Below are 19,117 nucleotides of genomic sequence, written 5' to 3' on the forward strand. Positions count from 1 at the left end.
GCCGGGGGCGCGGAGACCGTGCCCGCGGCGGCCGGGGCCGGCGCGGTGGTGAGACCGGCGAACAGGGCGCGGGGGCGGCGGGCGGCGGTGACCTCGGTGAAGCGGTCCCAGTCGACCGGGCAGACGACGAGGTAGCCGGTCGGTGGTCCGGCGCCGAGCGCCACGCAGCCGATCGGGGCGGTCACCGCGCCGACGCCGAGGCGGGCCAGGCCACCCAGCGACGCCTCGTCGACCATGCCGGCGACGTCCCAGGGCCCGTAGGCGACCGTGCGCGTCGCGGGGCCGCCCGGGGCGGCGGCGAGCAGGTCTAGGCCACCGTTCGCGGCGGCGTAGGCGCCGTAGCCGGCGGTCCCCCACAGCGCGGTCACCGACGACAGCTGCACGACGAACTCGACCGGGTGGTCGCGGGCAAGCAGCCGCAGGTGCCAGGCGGCGGCGTACTTGGCGCCCAGCGCCTCGGCGAAGTCGGCCTCGCCGGCCGTGGCGAGCGGGGTCTCCCGCAGCGTGCCGGCGGCGTGCACGATCCCGCGCACCGGCGGCGCGCCGGGGATCCGGGCGCACGCGGCGGCCAGGGCGGCAGGGTCGGCAACGTCGGCGGCCCGGTAGGTGACGGTCGCGCCGGCGGCCCGCCAGGCGGCGAGCGCGTCCCGCCCGGCGGCCGGCAGGTCCGCCTCGGCGGTGCGGCCGATCAACAGCAGGTGCCGGGCGCCGCGGGCGACGAGGTCGCCGACCACGGCGCGGCCGACGCCGCCGAGGCCGCCGGTGATCAGGTACGTCCCGTCGCCGTCGACGTTGAGCCCGCCGGCGCCGGCGGTGACGGCCGCGGGCCGCAGCCGGGCGGTGTGCACGACGCCGCCGCGCACGGCCAGGACGTCCTCGACGCCGGCCGCGCCGAGCAGTGCGGGCAGGGCCGCGACGTCGGCCGGGGCCGGGTCGGCGGGCAGGTCGATCAGGCCGCCCCAGGTCGCCGGGAACTCCAGGCCGAGGACCGCGCCCAGCCCGTTGAGCAGGCCGTGCGCGCCGGGCACGCAGACGTCGCCGGGGACGGCGGCGCGGGTGGCGCGGGTGAGGGCGTGCGCGGTGCCCCCGGCGGGCAGCGACCGCACGGCCGTGGTGACGGCCGCGCACAGCCGCGCGCCGTCGGCCACCAGCGCGTTCGAGCCGGCCACCAGCGCGTCCGAGCCGGTCGCCGGCGCGTCGGTTGCCGGCAGCGGCGGGGCGGTGAAGGCGAGCGCCAGGACCGCGGGGGCCGGGCGGCCGACCCAGAAGGCGGCCCACTCGGCGTCGCCGTCGGGCACCGGGCCGGCATTGCCGGGGACCGGCCCGAGGACGGTCACCTCCCGTCCGGCCGCGCGAGCGGCCGCGGCCAGGGGCGCCAGGACCGCCGCGTCGTCACCGGCGAGGACCAGCGACGTCGTCACCGCGGCCGGCGGCGGGTCGAGTGGCTGCCAGGCCAGCTCGTAGGCGGGGACCGGGGCGTCCAGTTCCTCGGGCGCGTGCCGGGCCCGCCGCCACGGGTACGGGGGCAGGTCGGCGACGCTGCGGGGCAGGTCGTCGGCAGTGGTGGTGCCGGCGACCGGCGGCTCGGCGCCCGCGGCGAGGGCGTGCAGGGCGGCGGCCGCCTCGGCCGGTCCGGTCGCGCGGATCGCGGCACGGACCGGATGCGCGGCGCGACCACGGGTCGCGGTGTACGCGAAGGCCGGGTAGCCGGCCGCATCGAGGGTCTCGGCGACGGTCGCGAACCGTCCGGCGAGGCGGCGCAGCGCGGCCTCGTCGCGGGCGGAGATCTCGAAGCCGGTCACCTCGGCCACCGGCCCGGCGGCGGTGTCAGGGGCGTCGGGAGCCGGGCCGAGGATGACGTGGGCGTTGGTGCCGCTCATGCCGAACGCGCTCACCCCGGCATACCGGCCCGCGGCCGGCGACCAGCCGGTCAGTTCCGTCGGCACCGTGATGCCGGTGCCGGACAGGTCGATGCGCGGGTTGAGGGTGTCGAAGTGCACCAGCGGCGGGATCTGCCGGAAGCGCAGGCTCAGCAGGGTCTTGAGCAGACCGGCGATGCCGGCGGCGGCCTCGAGGTGGCCGAGGTTGGTCTTGACCGCGCCGGTGTGCAGCGGGGCGCCGCCGTTGCGCCGGCCGAGGGCGGTGGCGAGGGCGTCCATCTCGATCGGGTCGCCCAGCGCGGTGCCGGTCCCGTGCGCCTCGACCAGGCCGATGTCGGCGGGGGTCAGCCGGGCGTCGGCGAGGGCGGCCTCGAGCAGGGAGATCTGGGCCAGGACGTTCGGGGCGGTGAAGCCGGTGGAGCGGCCGTCCTGGTTGACCGCGGAGCCGTGGATGACGCCGAGGACGCGGTCGCCGTCGCGGACGGCGTCGGCGAGGCGCTTGAGCACGGCGATGCCGGAGCCCTCACCGCGGGTGAAACCGTTGGCCCGGGCGTCGAAGGTCTTGCACACCCCGTCGGGGGCGAGGGAGCCCATCTCCTTGCCGTACCGCGTGGAGCGCGGCGACAGCAGCAGGTTCACGCCGCCGGCGAGCGCGACCGCGCACTCCCCCCGCCGCAGCGCCTGCACGGCCTGGTGGACGGCGACGAGCGACGACGAGCACGCGGTGTCGACGGCGACGGCGGGGCCGGTCAGCCCGAGCGTGTAGGCGACCCGGCCGGCGGCGAAGCAGTTGCCGTTGCCGGTGGCCCAGTACACGTCGGAGCCGGCCGGTTCCCAGTCGCGGTAGTCGGCGTTGGTGATGCCGAGGAAGAAGCCGGTGCGGACGTCCTTGAGCGCGCGCGGCGGCAGGCCGGCGTGTTCCAGGGCCTCCCACGACACCTCCAGCAGCAGCCGCTGCTGCGGGTCGAGGGCGCGGGCCTCGCGCGGGCTGATGCCGAAGAACTCCGCGTCGAAGCCGAGCACCTCCTCCAGCCAGCCGCCCCGGTTGGGCAGGGCGTCCCACTCGGCGGCGAACGGCCACTTGCGGCCCGGTGGGCGGGCGTGGACCAGGTCCCGGCCGGCGGTCAGCGCCGCCCAGTAACCGTCCAGCGTCCCGATGCCGCCCGGCAACCGCAGCCCGGCGCCGATGACGGCGATCGGCTGGGCGCCACCCTGCTCGTCGAGCTGCGCGCGCAGCTTCTTGATGGTGTCCAGGGCGCGCGACAACGGCGTCGGGGCGGCCTGGTCGGTTCCACGCTGGTCCATGTCGGTCCTCACACGAGTGTCGTTGCTGGAGGTGGCCCCCACCCGGCGGCGCGGGCGCGCCGCCGGGTGGGGCCGGGTGGTGCGATCAGGCCGCCGGCTCGGCGAACAGCCGGTCGCAGAGCACGCCGGCCAGTGCCTGCGAGGTGCCGTAGCTCCACAGCAGGGTCGGCGACAGCCGGAGGCCGAACGCCCCTTCGAGGCGGTTGCGCAGTTCCAGGCCCATCAGCGAGTCGAGGCCGAGGGACTTGAACGGCGCGTCGCGGTCGATGTCGGACGGGTCGAGGCGCAGCACCCGCCCGGCGAGCTCCTTGACCCGGCTCTCCACCAGCACGAGGCGCTCGGCCTCGGTGCCGGCGCGCAGCTGGGCCAGCAGCGCGGCGCTGCCGGAGCCGCCGGCCGTGCCGCCGGAGCGGGCCGCCTCGCGCAGCACCCGCCAGCTCGGCTGGGCCGCGGTGTCGGGGTACGCGTCGAACCACTGCCGCAGGTTCAGCGGCAGGTACCCGATGACCGGCACCCCGCCGGTGGGGTCGGCGAGCAGCTCCGCCAGGGCCGGCCAGGCCTCCTCGACGGTGAACCCGGTCATGCCCCGTTCGGCGAGGCGCGCGCCGCGGTTGTCGTCGGCGGCGGCCAGGCCGATCGCCTCGAACGGTCCCCATTGGACGGACAGCGCCGGGCGCCCCTCGGCGCGGCGGCGGGCCGCCAGTGCGTCGAGGTAGGCGTTGCCGGCCGCGTAGGCCGCCTGCCCGGCGTTGCCGACGAGGGCCGCGCCGGAGGAGAACAGCACGAACAGGTCCAGTGGGTCGCCGGTGGTGGCGGCGTCGAGGTGCCGCGCGCCGTCGACCTTGGGCCGCAGGACCCGCTCGGTCTGCGCCGCCTCCAGGTTGAGGATGGTGGCGTCGTCGAGCAGGCCGGCGGCGTGCACGACGCCGCGGATCGCCGGCAGCTCGCGCCGGACCTTGTCCAGCGCGGTCGCCGTCGCGGCCTCGTCGGCGACGTCGACGGCGAGCGTGGTGACCCGGGTGCCGGTCGCGCGGATCGCGTCGATGCGCGCGGCCGCGTCCGGGCCCGGCTCGCGCCGGCCCAGCAGGGCGAGGGCACCCGCGCCGCGGGCCGCGAAGTCCTCGGCGAGGGACAGGCCGAGGGCGCCGAGGCCGCCGCTGATCACGTACGTGCCGTCGGCGCGCAGCCGGCCGCCGGGCAGCGGGTCCGGCGCGATGGAGCGCACCGAGGCCGGGTCGACGAGGACGAACTTGCCGACGTGGGTGCCCCGGCCCATCGTGCGCAGCGCGTCGGCGGCCTCGGCGAACGGGTACGGCAGGACCGGCAGGGTCCAGCCCGCCCCGGTCGTGACGTGCGCCCACACGTCGGTGAGCAGCCGCGCGAACCGGGCCGGGCGGCGCTCCATGATCCCGGCCAGGTCGACCGAGGCGAGGCTGATGCCCTTGCGGAACGCGTCGAGGCTGATCGTGCGGGCGGCGTAGATGTCCTTCTTGCCGACCTCGATGAACCGGCCGTCCTCGGCCAGGACATCCAGCCCGAGCGGGATGGCGGCGCCGGTGAGGGAGTTGAGGACCACGTCGACGCCCCGCCCGCCGGTCGCGGCGCGGACGCCGTCGGCCCAGGTCAGGTCGCGCGAGTCGAACACCGAAGCGATGCCCATGTCGCGCAGCAGCGCCCGCTTCTCCTCGGTGCCGGCGGTCGCGATGACCTCCGCGCCGAGGTGCCGGGCGACGGCGATCGCGGCGAGGCCGAGCCCGCCGGTGGCCGAGTGGACCAGGACCGTCTCGCCGGCCTCGAGGCGGGCCAGGTCGTGCAGCCCGTACCAGGCGGTCATCAGCACCAGCGGGAGCGCGGCCGCGTCGGCGGCGCCCATCGCGTCGGGGATCGGGGCGCAGTGCGCCGCCGGCAGGGTCACGTGCGACGCGAACGCGCCGAACGCGCAGCCGACGACCCGGTCGCCGGGCGCGAGGCCGGTGACGCCGGGACCGACCCGGGTGACCCGGCCGGCGCACTCGCCGCCGAGCTGGGCGGCGCGGCCCTCAATGCCGGGGTAGGTGCCCATCGCCTTCATCACGTCGATGAAGTTGAGCGCGGCCGCGTCGACCTCCAGCTCGACCTCGCCCGGGCCGGGGGTGACCCTGGCAAGCGGCTTGTAGTTCAGCCCGTCCCAGAAGCCGGGCCGGTCCGCGACGAGCCGGAACGGCTGCGGCGGGGTCTGCCACTGCGGGGCGGGACGGTCGGCGTCGGGCTCGGCGGTACCGCGAACCAGTCGGCCGACGTAGCGCTCGGCGCCGCGCAGCACGACCTGGTCCTCGGCCGTCGCCGGGTCACCCGAGCCGGCGGCGAACAGCTCGGCCGCGCACGCCGCGGCCCAGCCCTCCTCGGCGCCGGCCACGTCGAGCACGACCGGGGAAAGCTCGCCGTGCTCGCGGCGCAGGACGCGGGTGTACCCCCAGTACAGCGCCGCCCCGGGGTCCGGGACGTCGCCGGCGGTGACGGCCTGCGCGTCGGCGGTGACGACCACCAGCCGCGGCGGGACCGCCCGGCGCAGGCAGGTGCGGACCAGCTCGGTCAGCTCCAGCAGCCCGTCGCGCTGCGCGGTGAGGCCGGTGCCGGCGTCCGGTGCCAGGAACGCCACGGCGCCCGGCTCCGCCCCGGCCGGGACGGCCGCGCCGGTGGACACGAGGACGTCGGCGCCGGCGGCGCGCATGGCCGCCGCGAGCGCCTCGGCCCGCGGGTCGCCGGAGGGCGCGCAGAGCAGCCACGAGCCGACCGGCCCGTCGCCGGTGCCCGGGTCCGGCTTGTGGTCCAGGTCGAAGCGCAGCCGGTGCAGCCGCTCGGCGGTGCCGGACGTGTCGTCGCCGGCGGGCAGCACGGCGAACGTCAGCCCGGTCATCGCCAGCAGCGGCTCCCGGTCGGCGTCGAACAGGACCAGGTCGCAGGTGGTCGCGTCGCGGCGCACGACGTGTGACCACAGCTCGGTCACCGGTTCGCCCGGGTCGCGCAGCACGGTCACCGCCGCGACGCCGGTCGGCACGACGGCCGCGTCGCCCGGGTACAGCGCGAGCGACACCTGCAGGGCGGCGTCCCACAGCGCGGGGTGCAGCCCGTGCGGGCGGGCGCCGGCCCGGCACCGGTCCGGGAGCCTGATCGCGCCGAGGGCCTCGTCGCCGACGACCGTGATGCCGGTGACGCCCTGGAACGCCGGGCCGTAGTTGAGCCCACGGGCCGCGCAGGCCGCGTACAGGGTGTCGGCCGGATAGTCCTCGGCGCCGCCGCGGCCGTTGCTCAGGTGGGCCGGGAACGCCGGCGGTTCGGCCGGGACACCCGGGGCCAGCCGCGCGGTGGCGTGGGTGGTCCAGTCGTTCGCGCCCGGCACCCGGGACAGCAGCGTGAAGCTGCCGCCGTCGGTGACGTCGTCGCGCAGGACGACGGCGACGCGGGCCGGCTCGTCGGTGCCGCTGGGCAGGGTCAGGTCGCGGTGGAACGCGACCCCGGTGAGCCGTCCCGGCAAGGTCCCGGTGCGGGCCCGGCCGGTCGACAGCGCGAGGGCCATCATCGCCGCGCCGGGCAGCACGACGGCGTCGTGCACCTTGTGGTCGGCGACCCACGGGAACGCCCCGACGGACACGTCGAGGGTGCCCTGCCAGACGCCGGCCTCGGTGGTCGCCGGCTCCAGGACGGGCTCGAACCCGGTCGACGGACCGGCCGCGCGGGAGCCGCTGGTGAGCCAGTACCGCTTGCGCTGCCACGGGTACGGCGGGACGGCGACCTCGGGCGTGCCGGGCAGCCCGGCGAACGGGGTCAGGCCGGCGACGTAGGCGCGGGCGAAGGCACCGGCGATGTCGGCCGGCGCGCCGGTGTCGCGGCGCATGGTGCTCAGCACGGTCGGCGGCTCGGCGCGCAGCGCGGCGAGCTGCTCCAGCGCCGGCACCAGGATCGGGTGCGGGCTGATCTCCACGACGTGGGTCACGCCGTCGTCGAAGAGTGCCGTCATCGCGTCGGCGAACAGGACCGGCTGGCGCAGGTTGCGGGCCCAGTAGTCGGCACCGAGCTCCGGCCCCGGGCACAGCCGCAGGTCCACGGTGGACATGAGCTGGACGGTGCCGGTCCGCGGCGCGACGCCGTCGAGCTGCTCGCGCAGGTCGTCCAGCAGCACGTCCATCTGGGGGCTGTGCGAGGCGTAGTCGACGTTGACGAGCCGGCAGAAGGTGCCCTCCGCGTCGAGGATCTCCTTGAGGGTGAGCACCGCGTCGGTCTCGCCGGACAGCACGCACGACGTCGGGCCGTTGTTGACGGCGACGGAGACGAGGTCCTCGAAGCCGGCCAGGGCGGCGCGGGCGCCGTCGAGGTCCAGGTCGACGGCGAGCATCCGGCCCTTGCCGGTGGCCCGCAGCGCCAGGCGGCTGCGGGTGGCGACGATGCGGGCCGCGTCGCGCAGCGGCAGGATGCCGGCGATCGTCGCCGCCGTCACCTCGCCCTGGGAGTGGCCGATGACGACGTCGGGTTCGACGCCGGCAGCCCGCCACAGCGACGTGAGGGCGACGGACACGCCCCACAGCGTCGGCTGGATCATGTCGAGGTGCTCCAGCCAGCCGTCGCCGGCGGTGCCGGCCACGACGGCGCGCAGGTCCCAGTCGACGTATTCGGACAGCGCCTCCGCGCACCGGTCGATCTCGGCGGCGAAGGTGGGGCTCTGGGCGTACAGCTGCTGGCCCATCGCGGCCCACTGCGCGCCCTGTCCCGGGTAGACGAACGCGGTCCGCCCGTGCGGGCGGGACCGTCCGGTGTGGACACCGGCCTGCTCGACGCCGCCGTCGGCGGCCGGCTCGGCCAGGACGGCCAGCCGGTCGCGCAGCGCCTCGGCGGTCTCGGCGACGACCCCGGCCCGGTGGGCGAAGTGGTCCCGGTGGTTGCCGAGGGTGCCGGCGAGTGCCGCGAGGCCGGCCGGGTCGGTGACGGCCGCGGCGGTGTCGCGCAGCTGGGCGGCGCGTTCGCGGAGGCTGTCCTCGGTGTGCCCGGACACGGCGACGACGACCGGGATGCCGCGGGCGCCGCCGGGCTCGTCGGCGCGGTCCGGCACCGGCAGGCCGGCGGCGACGACGGCGTGGGCGTTGGTGCCGCCCCAACCGAAGGAGTTGACGCCGAGGTACACGGGACGGTCGGTGGGCAGCGGGAGTGGCTGCCGGGCGACGGTCAGGTGCAGCTCGTCGAACGGGATCTCCGGGTTGAGCTCGGCGCTGTGCAGGCTCGCCGGCACCACCCCGTGCCGGGCCGCGAGCAGCACCTTGACGAGGCCGGCGAGGCCGGCGGTGGGTTCGAGGTGGCCGATGTTGGTCTTGACGGAGCCGATGGCGAGCGGGTCGGCGCCCGGGTCGCGGCGGCTGGCGAGGGCGCGGCCGATCGCCGTGGCCTCGATGGGGTCGCCGCGGCCGGTGCCGGTGCCGTGCGCCTCGATGTAGACGACGTCGGACAGCGGCACGCCGGCCTCGTCGTAGACGCGGCGCAGCAGGTCCTCCTGGCCGGCCGGGTTCGGCACGACCAGGCCGTCGCCGCCGCCGTCGTTGTTGGCGCCGGTGGCGACGATGATCCCGCGGATGTGGTCGCCGTCGGCGATGGCACGGTCGAGGGTCTTGAGGTACAGCGCGACGACGCCCTCGCCGCGCACGAAACCGTTGGCGGAGGCGGAGAACGCCTTGCAGCGCCCGTCCGGCGACAGCCCGCCGAAGTGGGTCAGGCCGACCGAACCGTCGGAGGACAGGATGAGGTTCACCCCGCCGACGAACGCGCCCTCGACCTCGCCGTGCCGCAGCGCCTGGCAGGCCAGGTGCAGCGCGACCATCGACGACGAGCAGCCGGTCTCCACGGTGAGGCTGGGGCCGGTGACCTTGAGCAGGTAGGAGATCCGGGCGGACAGCATGTCCATGGCGGTGCCGACGGTGCTGTGCTGCGTCGTCGGCGTGCCCCGGTCCTTGCGCAGCAGCTCGTAGTCGTGCCATGACGAGCCGACGTAGACGCCGGTGCGGCTGCCGTGCAGGGCGGCGGCCGGTGTCCCGGCGTCCTCCAGGGCCCGCCAGACCTCTTCGAGCAGCACCCGGTGCTGCGGGTCGACGTCCTCGGCCTCGCGCGGCGAGATGCCGAAGAACGTCGGGTCGAATAGGTCGACCCCGTCGATGAACCCGCCGACGTCCTGGACGGACTTCTCCGGGTCCAGCTGGGCGGTGCGGTCCCAGCGGTCGGCCGGGATCGGCACGATCGCCTCGTCGCCGGCCGTCAGCAGCCGCCACAGACCGTCCACATCGGACGCTCCGGGGAACCGGCCGGCCATGCCGACGACGGCGATGCGCTGGCGTGGGTCCTGACTCATCGTTGACCACTCCTGACTGACGGCACCAGGGTCGGCGCCCCGGCCACGATGTCCACCGGGTCGATCGGGTGGGCGGCGTTGACCACCCGATCCAGCAGGCGGTACTTGAGGGGCAGTTGGTTGAGCGTGGTGAAGCGCACCCGGCGCAGGATCAGCTTCAGCGGGTGCTTCTCCGCCAGGGCTCCCTCCTGGAACCGCTGGTAGCGGGTGACCGTGGTCTTGTGCCGGCGGCGCATGGCGATGTAGTCGGTGAACGTGTCCGCCGGCAGCGGCCGGTCGCCGCCGCGCTCCAGCGCCCCGGCGAGGACCGGGGCCAGGCACACCGCGTCCTGGATGGCGAGGTTCACGCCCTGGCCCAGGATCGGCGTGCAGGTGTGTGACGCGTCGCCGATGAGCAGCAGGCCGTCGCGGGCCCACTGCTCCATCTCGGCGGTGAAGATCTCCAGGAACGACGTGTCGTCCCAGCTCTTGATGTGCTCCTCGACGAGGTCGGCGAGGCGCGGGTCGAGCGCGGCGATGCCCGCCTTGAACGCCGGCAGGCCGGCCGAGCGCAGCTCGCCGAGCTGCCGCTTGGGCAGGTTGTGGCCGATGCGCAGGAAGTCCGGCCAGGTCGGCAGGACGACCAGGTGCCGGTCGTCCTCGATCATCAGGTAGCCGTCGTCGCCCCAGCCCGCCGGGCGGGGCAGCTTGAAGGACAGGAAGTCCCGCGCCATCGGCTTGATGTCGGCGGCCAGCCCGGAGCGCTGGCGGACCTTGGAGAAACGGCCGTCGGCGCCGATCACGACCCGGGCCCGCACGGTCGTCTTCGCCCCGCCGGGCCCGCGCAGGGTCGCCCCGGTGACGGCACCGTCCTGTTCGACGAGGCCGGTGAACGCGGTACCCATGGCGAGATGGAAACCCGGGTGCGCCTGGGCTGCGGTCAGGAAGATGCCGATGAGCGCCGGCTGCGGGATGTCGATCGGCAGCGTTGCCAGGGGGAACTTGCCGTATTCCAGGCGCAGCAGCCGCTTGCCCCGCTCGATCGCGGTGACGCTGTTGATGGACAGGTAGCCGTGCTCGTCCAGGGCAGGGCCGAAGCCCAGCTCCCGCAGGGTGTGCACGGAGCGCGGGGCGATGTTCTCGCCGCGGAAGCTGCGCTCCAGGTCGCTTTGTTTCTCGGCCACGACGACGTCGATGCCGCGCCGGGCCAGCAGGCAGCCCAGCAGCGCACCGGCCGGGCCGCCGCCGACGATCAGCACGTCGGTGCTGTCGGGCAGTTCGGAAAACTCGCTCATCACTGCTCCCAGTGCTCGAGTCGGTCTTTGACCCGGCCGAGGATCTCGGCCGCCATGGCGCCGTCGAGGACCCGGTGGTCGAAGGTGAGGGACAGGGTCAGCACGGGCGCGACGACGATCTCGCCGTCGCGGACGACCGGGCTGTCCGCGATGCGCCCGACACCGAAGCCGAGCGTGCCGGTGATCATCGGCAGGATCACCTGGACCGGCTCCTGCCCGACGGAGGTCACCGCGAAGGTGCCCTGCAGCGCGTTGCGCCGCGCCGGGTCGCGCAGCACGATGCGGTACAGCAGCCACGCGATGGGCAGCGGCAGCCGCTGCAACCGGCGGACCGACGCGAACGGGCCGGCCCCGTCGACCGACGCCTGCTTGTAGCCGTCGATGGCCGCCTGGATCTGCTCGATCGTGCGCGCCTGCGCCGATTCCACGGTTCCGGACAGCACGCACCGCTGGCCGTCGATGGTCCGGTCGAACAGGACCTTCGCGTGCACGTCCTCGAAGACCGTCAGGCGCGGCCGGGCGCCGTCGCTGAGCACGGCACGGGCGTCGGGGTAGCCGGCCAGGACCTCCGCCGCCGCCTTGATGACGTAGCTGACGTAGCTGGGCCGGCCCGCCGCCTCGCGCGCCGCGCGCAGCGCCGCCGCGTCGACCTCGGCCAGGAGGTAGACGTGGGCGGTGCGGCGCGCGTCGCGCAGGAAGGTGTACGTCTGCCGGCGGGCCGGCGGGAACGGCACGGTGGTCCGGCTCATGGCCGCGCGCCTGCCCGCTGCGCGTCGGCGGTGATCGCGGCCAGGTCGCCGACCGTCTGGGCGGCCACGAACCGCTCGTAGTCCAGCGAGACGTTCAGCTCGCGTTCGAGGTACACGAGGACCCGCAGCGAGTTGACCGAGTCCCAGCCGGCGATCGCGGCCAGCGACCGGTCGGCGGTGAGCTCCTCCTCGTCGACGTCCAGCAGTTGGGCGACGACCTCGACGACAACGTCAGTAGACATGGAACACCTCTTCGTCCGGCGTGATCTGGATCCAGCGGGGCAGCGTCGGCAGATCCCGCAGGTCGTGCTGGAACCGGCCGGGGGTGCCGGCAACCGGCGCGAACCCGAGGCCGGGGTAGAACCCGGCGAACTTGCCGTTCTTCGGTGACTCGACGAAGCCGCCGCGCACCGCGGTGGCGCCCGCCGCCAGGGCCGCCCGCAGGATCAGCCCGACCAGGGCGTCCTCGACGTTGCGGCTGAACACGCGGCAGCTGAGCACCATGTTCTCGATCTCCCAGGCGCCGTCGGCGGACCGGGTGAGCGCGACCGCGGCGATGAGGCCGTGGTCGCCGAACCGGTCGGCGAGCCGGGCGCCGAAGTAGGCGCCGGTGCCGTCGTGCTCGCGCCGGCGCACCTCCTCGTCGCTGTAGCGGCGGCCGGTGAGGTTGAACTGGTTGGTCTTGCCGAACAGTTGGATGATGCGGGCGGCGTTGACCGGGGCGAGCCGTTCGACGCTCAGCCGGGAGCCGAGGTCGAGCAGGTACTGCTCCAGGTCCACGACGGTCCGCGACAGCGCGGCGCGCTGGGTCTCGGCTCGGTACATCGCCGTGCGGTTGCGGTCCTCGTCGGTGACCCGCAGCAGCGCGAAGTCGCCGCGCGCGGCCAGCTGTGCGGCGTACCCGGCCGGGTCGGTGCCCACCTCGACGGTCGTCACCTGCGGCGCGGCGCGGCGCATGAGGTCGCGTTCGGCCGGGTTGTCGTCGAGGAAGACCATCGCGTCGCTGCCGATGTTGAGCTGCGCCGCCATCGCGGTGACGTTGCCGGGCTTGGGGTTCCAGTCGGCGGCGAACGCGACGAACGCGTCGCCGCGCAGCACCATCTCCGGGTGCGTGTCGATCGCCTCGCGCGCGAGCGCCTCGTCGTTCTTCGACGCGACCGCGAGCAGCACGCCCTGGCGCATCAGGTCGCGGGCGAGGTCCTGCAGCTCGCGGTGGGCCGAGCCCGGGTACGCGCCGCCGAGCTTGATCCCGGCCGGGCCGTCGTCGCCGACGACCCCGCCCCACAGCGTGTTGTCGAGGTCCAGCACGAGGCACTTGGCGGCCCTGCCGAGGTCGGCGCGGGCGACCCGGCCGAGCTCGTCGGCGTATCCCGCCAGGAACGCCGTGGAGAAGGTCTGCCCGGCGACGTGCCGCATCCGGTCCGCGCCGAAGATGGATCCGGGTGTACCGCCGGTCGCGCTGGTGCCGAACCGGGCCGCGATGGCCGCCGCGCTGAGCACGACCGTGCCCTGCTCGGCGCCGAGGTCGAGGATCGCGGCGTTCATCCGGTCCCAGGCCGCCTCGATCCGGGCCCGGGTGGCGTAGTCGAGGTACCGGTCGCGGCGCAGCGCCGACAGCGGCACGGTGGCCAGCACGACGAGGCCGCCGAGGGCCTGCCGGCAGGCGGTGGCCCAGGCGCCGAGCTCGGCCGGGAACGCCGCGCAGCGTGCCTCGACCTGCGCCGAGTCGAGCGGGTCGCCGACCCGTTCGAACACGGCGTTGTCGTCGAGCAGGCAGGCGGTGACCCGGGGACTGAGGTCGGCCAGGTTCGGCGCGCCCGTCATGATCTCCAGCCGCCACTGGTCGAAGCCGGCCAGCCGCACCTGCGGCAGGAAGCCGTCGCGGACCAGCGCCGCGGTCAGCAGGTTGGGCAGCGCGTCGAGGGTCGAGTTGCCCAGCAGCGCGACCCGCTGCTCGACGAACCCGCCCGCGGCGGCCAGCTGGGCGTGCGCCCGGCCGCCGGACAGCAGCGCGCCGGCGGCCTCGAGGTCGAGGGGATCGGTGAGGCCGGCGAGCAGCCGGCGCAGCTCGTGTCCTGCCCCGCCGAGCCCGCCGGCGCGTTTGAGGGCGCGCAGCTGCGCGACCCCGCCCGGCGGGGTGAGGGGCGCGACGTTCACGTCAACGGCCATCGGAGGCCCCCTGGTGCCGCAGCGCCATCCCGGAGATGACCCATTTGGAGGACTCGATGGTGGCAACCATGATCCGGGCGCCGTCGGCGGTGCCGTTCATGCCGGCCCGGGCGCGGCGCAGCTGGATGAACGGCAGCGCGTTGCCGTTGTTGCCGGTCTCGGCCACGCAGGACACGGCCTGCTCGGGGCGGACCCCGAGGTACTCCCGGATCTTCTCGGTCATGACGCCGTTGAGCTGCGGGGTGAGAACCCGCTCGACCTTCTCCAGGGACCAGCCGGTGAGCTCACCGAGCTCGCTGAGGACCAGCGCGGCGGCCTCGGGGACGTGCCGCTCGATCGCCTTGTAGTCCTCCTCCCCCATCGGTTCCGGGGCGCTGACCCCGTTCGGGCCGGTGACCATCGGCGCGCCCTCGGCGCCGTACCAGCGCACGACCTGCGCCGGCTTGCGGCCGAGGCCGACGGCGCGCAGCACCATGTGCTCCACGACGAAGCCGGGGCCTTCGATGTCGGCCTCGACGACCGCGGCGCCGCCGCCGTCGCCGAACAACGCGAAGTTGATCATCTCGGCCGGTCGCATGTCGGCGACGTCGCGCTTCGACGGCCAGAACTTCAGGCAGGTGTCGGCGCCGATGACCAGGCCGCGGCGCAGCCCGCTGGCGAGCAGCGCGCGGGCGGTGTACAGGCCCTGCAGCGCCCCGGCGCAGCCGGAGGTGAGCTGGAGGGTCGGCACGCCGTCGATGCCGAGCCGGTCGGCGACCAGGTTCACGGTCGCCGGCATCAGGTGGTCGGGCGAGGCGGTGGTCAGGATGAGGAACTCGATGTCGGCCGGGCCGATCCCGGCCGCCTCCAGGACCTTGGCGCCCGCGGCGGTAGCCAGGTCGCCGGTGCTCTTCGGCACCCCGGCCGGGCTGTCGGGATTGCAGAAATAGCGGCTGCGATTTCCGGTCATCCGCTCGAGCCACTGCTCGTGCAGGCCGAACCGGGCAGCCATGTCGGAATTGGTGACCGGTTCTCCCGGAAGCACTTCACTGAGGGCTGTGATTCGCAAAGAACTGTCCTTTGCTCTCGTGCGGATACCACATTTCGAGGGCGCGTTCGTACGCCACCGGATTCGCGTCTGCCAATCCGGTGACCGGTCGTTGCGGCTCAGCCCACCGGTACCGGTGCGGGCTCCGCGGTGCGCTCGGCCCAGACGGGCACGTCGAGGATCTCCAGCACGGCGGCGGACCAGGACAGGCCGCTGCCGGTGCCAACGAGCAGCACGCGGTCGCCGCGCGCCACCCGGCCGGACTCGACCAGGTGCGCCACGCCGGCGAGCTGGTCGGCCGCGCCGAGGTGCCCGACCCTCGACGACCACTCCACGAGGGTGCGGTCCGGGTCCAGGGCGAGCGGTTCGAGGTACTGGTCGGTGAGCATCTTGCGGTTGAGGTTCGGCAGGACCACGACCGCCATGTCGGCCAGGTCGCAGCCGGCGCGGGTGAGCGCCGCGTCGACGACCGACCGCATGCCGGTGGACAGCCGGTGCAGCAGGTTGTCCAGGCCGAAGTCGGTGATGAACTGGACCTTCGACAGCCGCACGTCCACCAGCGCGCCGGTCGGCGCGGGCTGGAACCGGGTGTTGCCGCGGTGCATCTGCTCCAGTTCGGCGTCGGTGCTGGTGTGCACCGACACGATGCGGGCGAACCCGCCGCTGGTGGACACCACGACCGCGGCGGCGCCGTCGCCGTAGACCGCGCCGTAGTCGGCGGCCCAGCGCACGATGCCGGGCTCGCAGAAGCGGTCGGCGGCGGTGATGAGCGCCGCGCCGCTGCCCCGCGCCGACAGGTAACCGGCGGCGAGGTCGAGCGCGGCCATGCCACCGTTGGAGGCCTGACCGACGTTGATCGCGGCGGCGCCGGACACCCCGGCGCTGCGTTGGACGTAGGAGGCCGGCGACCAGAAGGAGTTCTGGCCCTGGTGGTAGGTGTTCGCGTACAGCACCAGCACGACGTCGTCCTGCTGGTGCAGCGCGGCGGCCCGGGCAAGCGCCGTCTGCGCGGCGCGTGCCGCCATGACCGGTGGCGCGTCGTCGGGGCCGGCGACCGGAATGCTGACGATGCCGTTGGTGACGAACTCGTCGGCGCCCTGGCCGGCCAGGGTGGTGAGCTCCATCGGCGGCGGAAGCCACGCCGCCGCGGCGGCGAGGTAGAGGGGCTGCTCAGACATGGTGCTCCGTCGGGGTTGCGGGTGTGCACGGTGAGTTCCCCGCCGGCCGGGGCGGTGCCGCCGGCCGGCGGTTCGTGGGGTGCGGCCGGCGTCGCCGGCTCCGGTTGCTTCGGTTACTTCGGTTGGCTTCGGTCGGTTCCGGCCGGTCTCAGTCGACCCGGCGGGCGAAGATGTTGGCGAAGCCGGTGTCGCGCAGCGGGCCGTAGGTGTCCACCACGACGTCGAAGCCGCGCTGGCGCAGGATCTCGGCCAGCAGGCCGTGCTCCTGGGCGCCGGCGTGCGACTCCAGCGCCACCTGGCGGACCTTGGACCAGTCCGCGTTGGTGATCCCGTCGAGCGCGGCGATCTCGCTGCGCTCCGCGTCGATCTTGAGCAGGTCGATGCGGTCCAGGCCGCACTCGGCGACCAGCGAGCTCACCGAGCGGGTCGCGACCTCGTGCTGCTCGGCGTACAGCCGGTTCTCCAGCAGGTCGTCGAGCAGGAAGTCGGGCACCGGCTCGGTCTCGCCGCTCTCCTCGGCCGCGTTCTCGATGACCTTGCGCAGCACGGCCCGGTCGACCGTGGTGTCGGCGTGGAACCCGGAGAAGACCGACGAGTTCGGGTAGTAGGTGAACAGCATCGAGCCGTCGACGGCCGACACGCCGCAGTGGTGCGCGACGCCGCCCGGCACGTGCCGGGCCAGGTTGGTGCGCAGCACGCCGATCAGGGCCGGGGCCGGCTCGATGGCGTGGATCGTCGCGCCGGGGCACTGCTGGGCCACGAACATGCTGAACATGCCGATGTTCGCGCCGATGTCGAGCACGACCGCGGCGGGCGGCAGGGTGATGCCGTGCTGCAGGTAGCAGTTGCGGGCGAAGATCTCGTCGTACAGGTACCGGGTCTCGTACGCCCGCTGGTGCGCCACGACCATGCCGTTGGGCAGGACGAAGTCGTCCGCCGCGGCGGTCTCGGTCACCGGCGCCAGGGTCGCCGCCTCACCACTGGGGGACATCGAGGACCTCCAGCACGGCCACCGTCCACATGAAGCCGATGCCGGCGCCGACGGTGACGATCAGGTCGCCCGGCTTCGGCCGGCCGGTCTCGATCAGGTGGTTCAGGCCGATGAACTGGTCGCCCGCGCCCATGTGGCCGTAGTCCTTGCCCCACTCGTAGGTGGTCTGCTTCGGGTCGAGGCCGAGCTGGCCGTAGAAGCCCCAGTCGGCGACGGTCTGCCCGACGTTGGCGTGCACGAACCACTGGGTGTCGGGCAGCGTCGTGTCGGCGTCGGTCAGGGCCTGCTGGAGCACCCCGCCGAAGTTGCGGCCGATCCGCTCGATGGCCTCCTCGTAGCCGTTCGGGTTCTGCATGAGGTACGCGTGCTTGCGCGCCCGCATGTCGCCGGGCTTGCCGTCGTAGAACGGCGCGTCGTTCCACGCGTCGGCGCCGCGGTAGATCGGCTCCAGCGACGGGTCGCCGACGCTCGCGGTCGAGCGCACCTTGGCGAAGCCGCCGCTGGTCGACAGCACCACCGCGCCCGCGCCGTCGCCGTAGATCTGCTGGTCGTCGGTGGTGAAGCGGTTGAAGTACGGCAGCTTGAACGAGTCGCCGGTGGTGATCAGCGCCGCCGGGGAGTCGTTGCGCGACGTGATCCAGGACGCGGCGAGCTCGAGCGCGGCGGGGCCGCCGTTGGAGCCCTGGCGGATCTCGATGGCGGCGCCGGTGCCGGCACCCGCCTCCCGCTGCACGAACGACGCCGGGGTCCAGAAGTCCTGGCCCTGATGGGCGCAGCAGGCGTGCAGGACCAGGCCGAAGTCCTCCGGCGCGTGGCCGGAGCGCTGCACGGCCTGGCGGCCGGCCGCGGCGGCCATCTCGGCCGGGGCCTCGCCCTCGCCGGCGACGCGGACCTCGCGGATGCCGTTGGCCTCGTGCTCCCCCGCGTCGTACAGGCCGGCCGCGACGGCGTCGTCCGCCTTGACCGCCTCCCGCGGCAGGTACGCGCCGAGCCCGGCCACGTACACGTTTTCCCAGCGCATCAGGTGCCTCCAGTGCGATCGGTTGAGCTGACCCCGTCACCATGGTTCGGCCCGCTAAAGCGTGCCTTGCGTCCGGCAAAAATGCGGCCCGCAGCGGCCTCAAGGCACCTGTATGCGATCGATATCGATAGTATTCTGGCCCGCAGAGCGCCATTGAAACCGATATTCGAACAGCCCGGAAAATGAAGAATTCACGGTCGACGTGATACATACACGGGTGGGATGAAGAATGCACGGCATGAATCGCACACCGGTCCTGCAACGACTGGTGCACCGCTCGTCCTCGGCCACCGGGACCTTCGCCGACACGGCCGGCGCCCAGGAGCACGGGTTCGCGCTGTCGGCCGAGCTGCCGTCGGCGCACCCCCTGTACAACGACGGCCCCGGGAAGCGGCACGATCCGCTGTTCCTCGCCGAGGCGCTGCGCGAGGCGGTCGTGTTCATCGGCCACGGATACTTCCGGGTGCCCGCCGACCGGCCCGCGGTCTTCGGCCGTTTCGAGGCCGGGATCACCAGCCTGCCGCCGTGGCGCGCCTCGGCCCGCCCCGCGCACGCGACCGTCGACCTGCGGGTGCGGGCCGCGGAGCCGGGCGGCGGCGGCGCGCCGTCGGGGCTGCTCTGCCGGGCCACGATCACCATCGGTGGCGTGCCGTGCGGCAGCGCCCGGCTGGAGGTGGCGTTCCCGCCGCCGGGCAGCGATCCGGTGCCGGCGCCCGGGGCCGCCGGGCGGGGGCGTTTCCGGCTGCTGTCCCCGCACTCGGTCGGCCGCTCCGACGCGCGCAACGTGCTGGTCGGCCAGCCTGCCCGGGGCGAGGACGACGAGTTGCGGCTGGATCTCGCCGGTACCGCCGGCGGCAGCGCCGCACCGTGGCGGGACACTCCCGACGGTGACCTGCTGGAAGCGGGGCGGCAGGCCGCGATCCTGACCGCGGGCCGGCTGCGCGGTTTCGCCTCGGGGCACTGCACCGTGACGCTGTGGTCGGGCCGGTTCACGGCCGCGGTGGCCGGCGAGGCGACCGTGCGGTGCACGGCCAGGCCCGGCACCGCCACCCGCAACCGCGACGGCCAGCCGGTGGTGCCGGTGGAGCTGCGGTTCACCCAGACCGGCACGCCGCTGGGCACCGCGTCGGTCACCGTCCTGGAAGACGGCTGATCC

General features: G+C 74.7%; 11 protein-coding genes. 1 reads left to right on the plus strand and 10 read right to left on the minus strand.

Features of this window, described 5'->3' with window-relative positions:
- The 10 genes from AB0K00_RS50740 to AB0K00_RS50785 all read right to left on the minus strand — a co-directional run.
- Positions 1-3,185: SDR family NAD(P)-dependent oxidoreductase (locus tag AB0K00_RS50740; RefSeq protein ID WP_363537896.1), on the minus strand; the 3,185-nt coding region annotated here is incomplete at its 3' end.
- 85 nt (positions 3,186-3,270) lie between these two features.
- Complete coding sequence (locus AB0K00_RS50745) at positions 3,271-9,552, minus strand: type I polyketide synthase (RefSeq protein WP_363537898.1); 6,282 nt, start codon at positions 9,550-9,552, stop codon at positions 3,271-3,273.
- On the minus strand, positions 9,549-10,826 hold the full coding sequence (locus AB0K00_RS50750; RefSeq protein ID WP_363537900.1) for an FAD-dependent monooxygenase: 1,278 nt from the start codon (positions 10,824-10,826) through the stop codon (positions 9,549-9,551). The genes AB0K00_RS50745 and AB0K00_RS50750 overlap by 4 nt, the downstream gene beginning before the upstream one ends.
- Positions 10,826-11,575, minus strand: coding sequence for a 2-oxo acid dehydrogenase subunit E2 (locus AB0K00_RS50755; RefSeq protein WP_363537902.1), 750 nt, complete (start codon positions 11,573-11,575; stop codon positions 10,826-10,828). Before AB0K00_RS50755 ends, AB0K00_RS50750 begins: the two co-directional genes overlap by 1 nt.
- On the minus strand, positions 11,572-11,817 hold the full coding sequence (locus AB0K00_RS50760) for an acyl carrier protein (RefSeq protein ID WP_363537904.1): 246 nt from the start codon (positions 11,815-11,817) through the stop codon (positions 11,572-11,574). The genes AB0K00_RS50755 and AB0K00_RS50760 overlap by 4 nt, the downstream gene beginning before the upstream one ends.
- Positions 11,807-13,744, minus strand: a complete 1,938-nt coding sequence (locus AB0K00_RS50765) for an HAD-IIIC family phosphatase (protein ID WP_363537906.1) — start codon at positions 13,742-13,744, stop codon at positions 11,807-11,809. The genes AB0K00_RS50760 and AB0K00_RS50765 overlap by 11 nt, the downstream gene beginning before the upstream one ends.
- Positions 13,734-14,735: a 3-oxoacyl-ACP synthase III family protein gene (locus tag AB0K00_RS50770; RefSeq protein ID WP_363537908.1), complete on the minus strand. Its 1,002-nt coding sequence runs from the start codon at positions 14,733-14,735 to the stop codon at positions 13,734-13,736. Before AB0K00_RS50770 ends, AB0K00_RS50765 begins: the two co-directional genes overlap by 11 nt.
- A 155-nt stretch (positions 14,736-14,890) precedes the next feature.
- Positions 14,891-15,949 carry a ketoacyl-ACP synthase III family protein gene (locus AB0K00_RS50775; protein WP_363537910.1) on the minus strand — a complete coding sequence of 353 codons (1,059 nt, stop codon included), beginning with the start codon at positions 15,947-15,949 and terminating at the stop codon, positions 14,891-14,893.
- Between the two features lie 148 nt (positions 15,950-16,097).
- On the minus strand, positions 16,098-16,940 hold the full coding sequence (locus tag AB0K00_RS50780) for an FkbM family methyltransferase (RefSeq protein WP_363537912.1): 843 nt from the start codon (positions 16,938-16,940) through the stop codon (positions 16,098-16,100).
- A complete protein-coding gene (locus tag AB0K00_RS50785; protein ID WP_363537914.1) occupies positions 16,924-17,961 on the minus strand; it encodes a ketoacyl-ACP synthase III family protein in 1,038 nt (345 codons plus the stop codon). The genes AB0K00_RS50780 and AB0K00_RS50785 overlap by 17 nt, the downstream gene beginning before the upstream one ends.
- 238 nt (positions 17,962-18,199) lie before the next feature.
- Between AB0K00_RS50785 and AB0K00_RS50790 the strand changes: the two genes are divergently transcribed.
- Entirely contained in the window at positions 18,200-19,114 is a 915-nt protein-coding gene (locus AB0K00_RS50790) for an AfsA-related hotdog domain-containing protein (RefSeq protein ID WP_363537915.1), read from the plus strand.
- The last annotated feature ends 3 nt before the right edge of the window (positions 19,115-19,117 follow it).

Source organism: Dactylosporangium sp. NPDC049525 (assembly GCF_040676755.1).
GTDB lineage: Bacteria > Actinomycetota > Actinomycetes > Mycobacteriales > Micromonosporaceae > Dactylosporangium.

Coding starts and splice junctions, on each gene's coding strand:
- AB0K00_RS50745 (WP_363537898.1), bottom strand. CDS start 9,552: ATGAGTCAGGACCCACGCCAGCGCATCGCCGTCGTCGGCATGGCCGGC.
- AB0K00_RS50750 (WP_363537900.1), bottom strand. CDS start 10,826: ATGAGCGAGTTTTCCGAACTGCCCGACAGCACCGACGTGCTGATCGTC.
- AB0K00_RS50755 (WP_363537902.1), bottom strand. CDS start 11,575: ATGAGCCGGACCACCGTGCCGTTCCCGCCGGCCCGCCGGCAGACGTAC.
- AB0K00_RS50760 (WP_363537904.1), bottom strand. CDS start 11,817: ATGTCTACTGACGTTGTCGTCGAGGTCGTCGCCCAACTGCTGGACGTC.
- AB0K00_RS50765 (WP_363537906.1), bottom strand. CDS start 13,744: ATGGCCGTTGACGTGAACGTCGCGCCCCTCACCCCGCCGGGCGGGGTC.
- AB0K00_RS50770 (WP_363537908.1), bottom strand. CDS start 14,735: ATGGCTGCCCGGTTCGGCCTGCACGAGCAGTGGCTCGAGCGGATGACC.
- AB0K00_RS50775 (WP_363537910.1), bottom strand. CDS start 15,949: ATGTCTGAGCAGCCCCTCTACCTCGCCGCCGCGGCGGCGTGGCTTCCG.
- AB0K00_RS50780 (WP_363537912.1), bottom strand. CDS start 16,940: ATGTCCCCCAGTGGTGAGGCGGCGACCCTGGCGCCGGTGACCGAGACC.
- AB0K00_RS50785 (WP_363537914.1), bottom strand. CDS start 17,961: ATGCGCTGGGAAAACGTGTACGTGGCCGGGCTCGGCGCGTACCTGCCG.
- AB0K00_RS50790 (WP_363537915.1), top strand. CDS start 18,200: ATGAATCGCACACCGGTCCTGCAACGACTGGTGCACCGCTCGTCCTCG.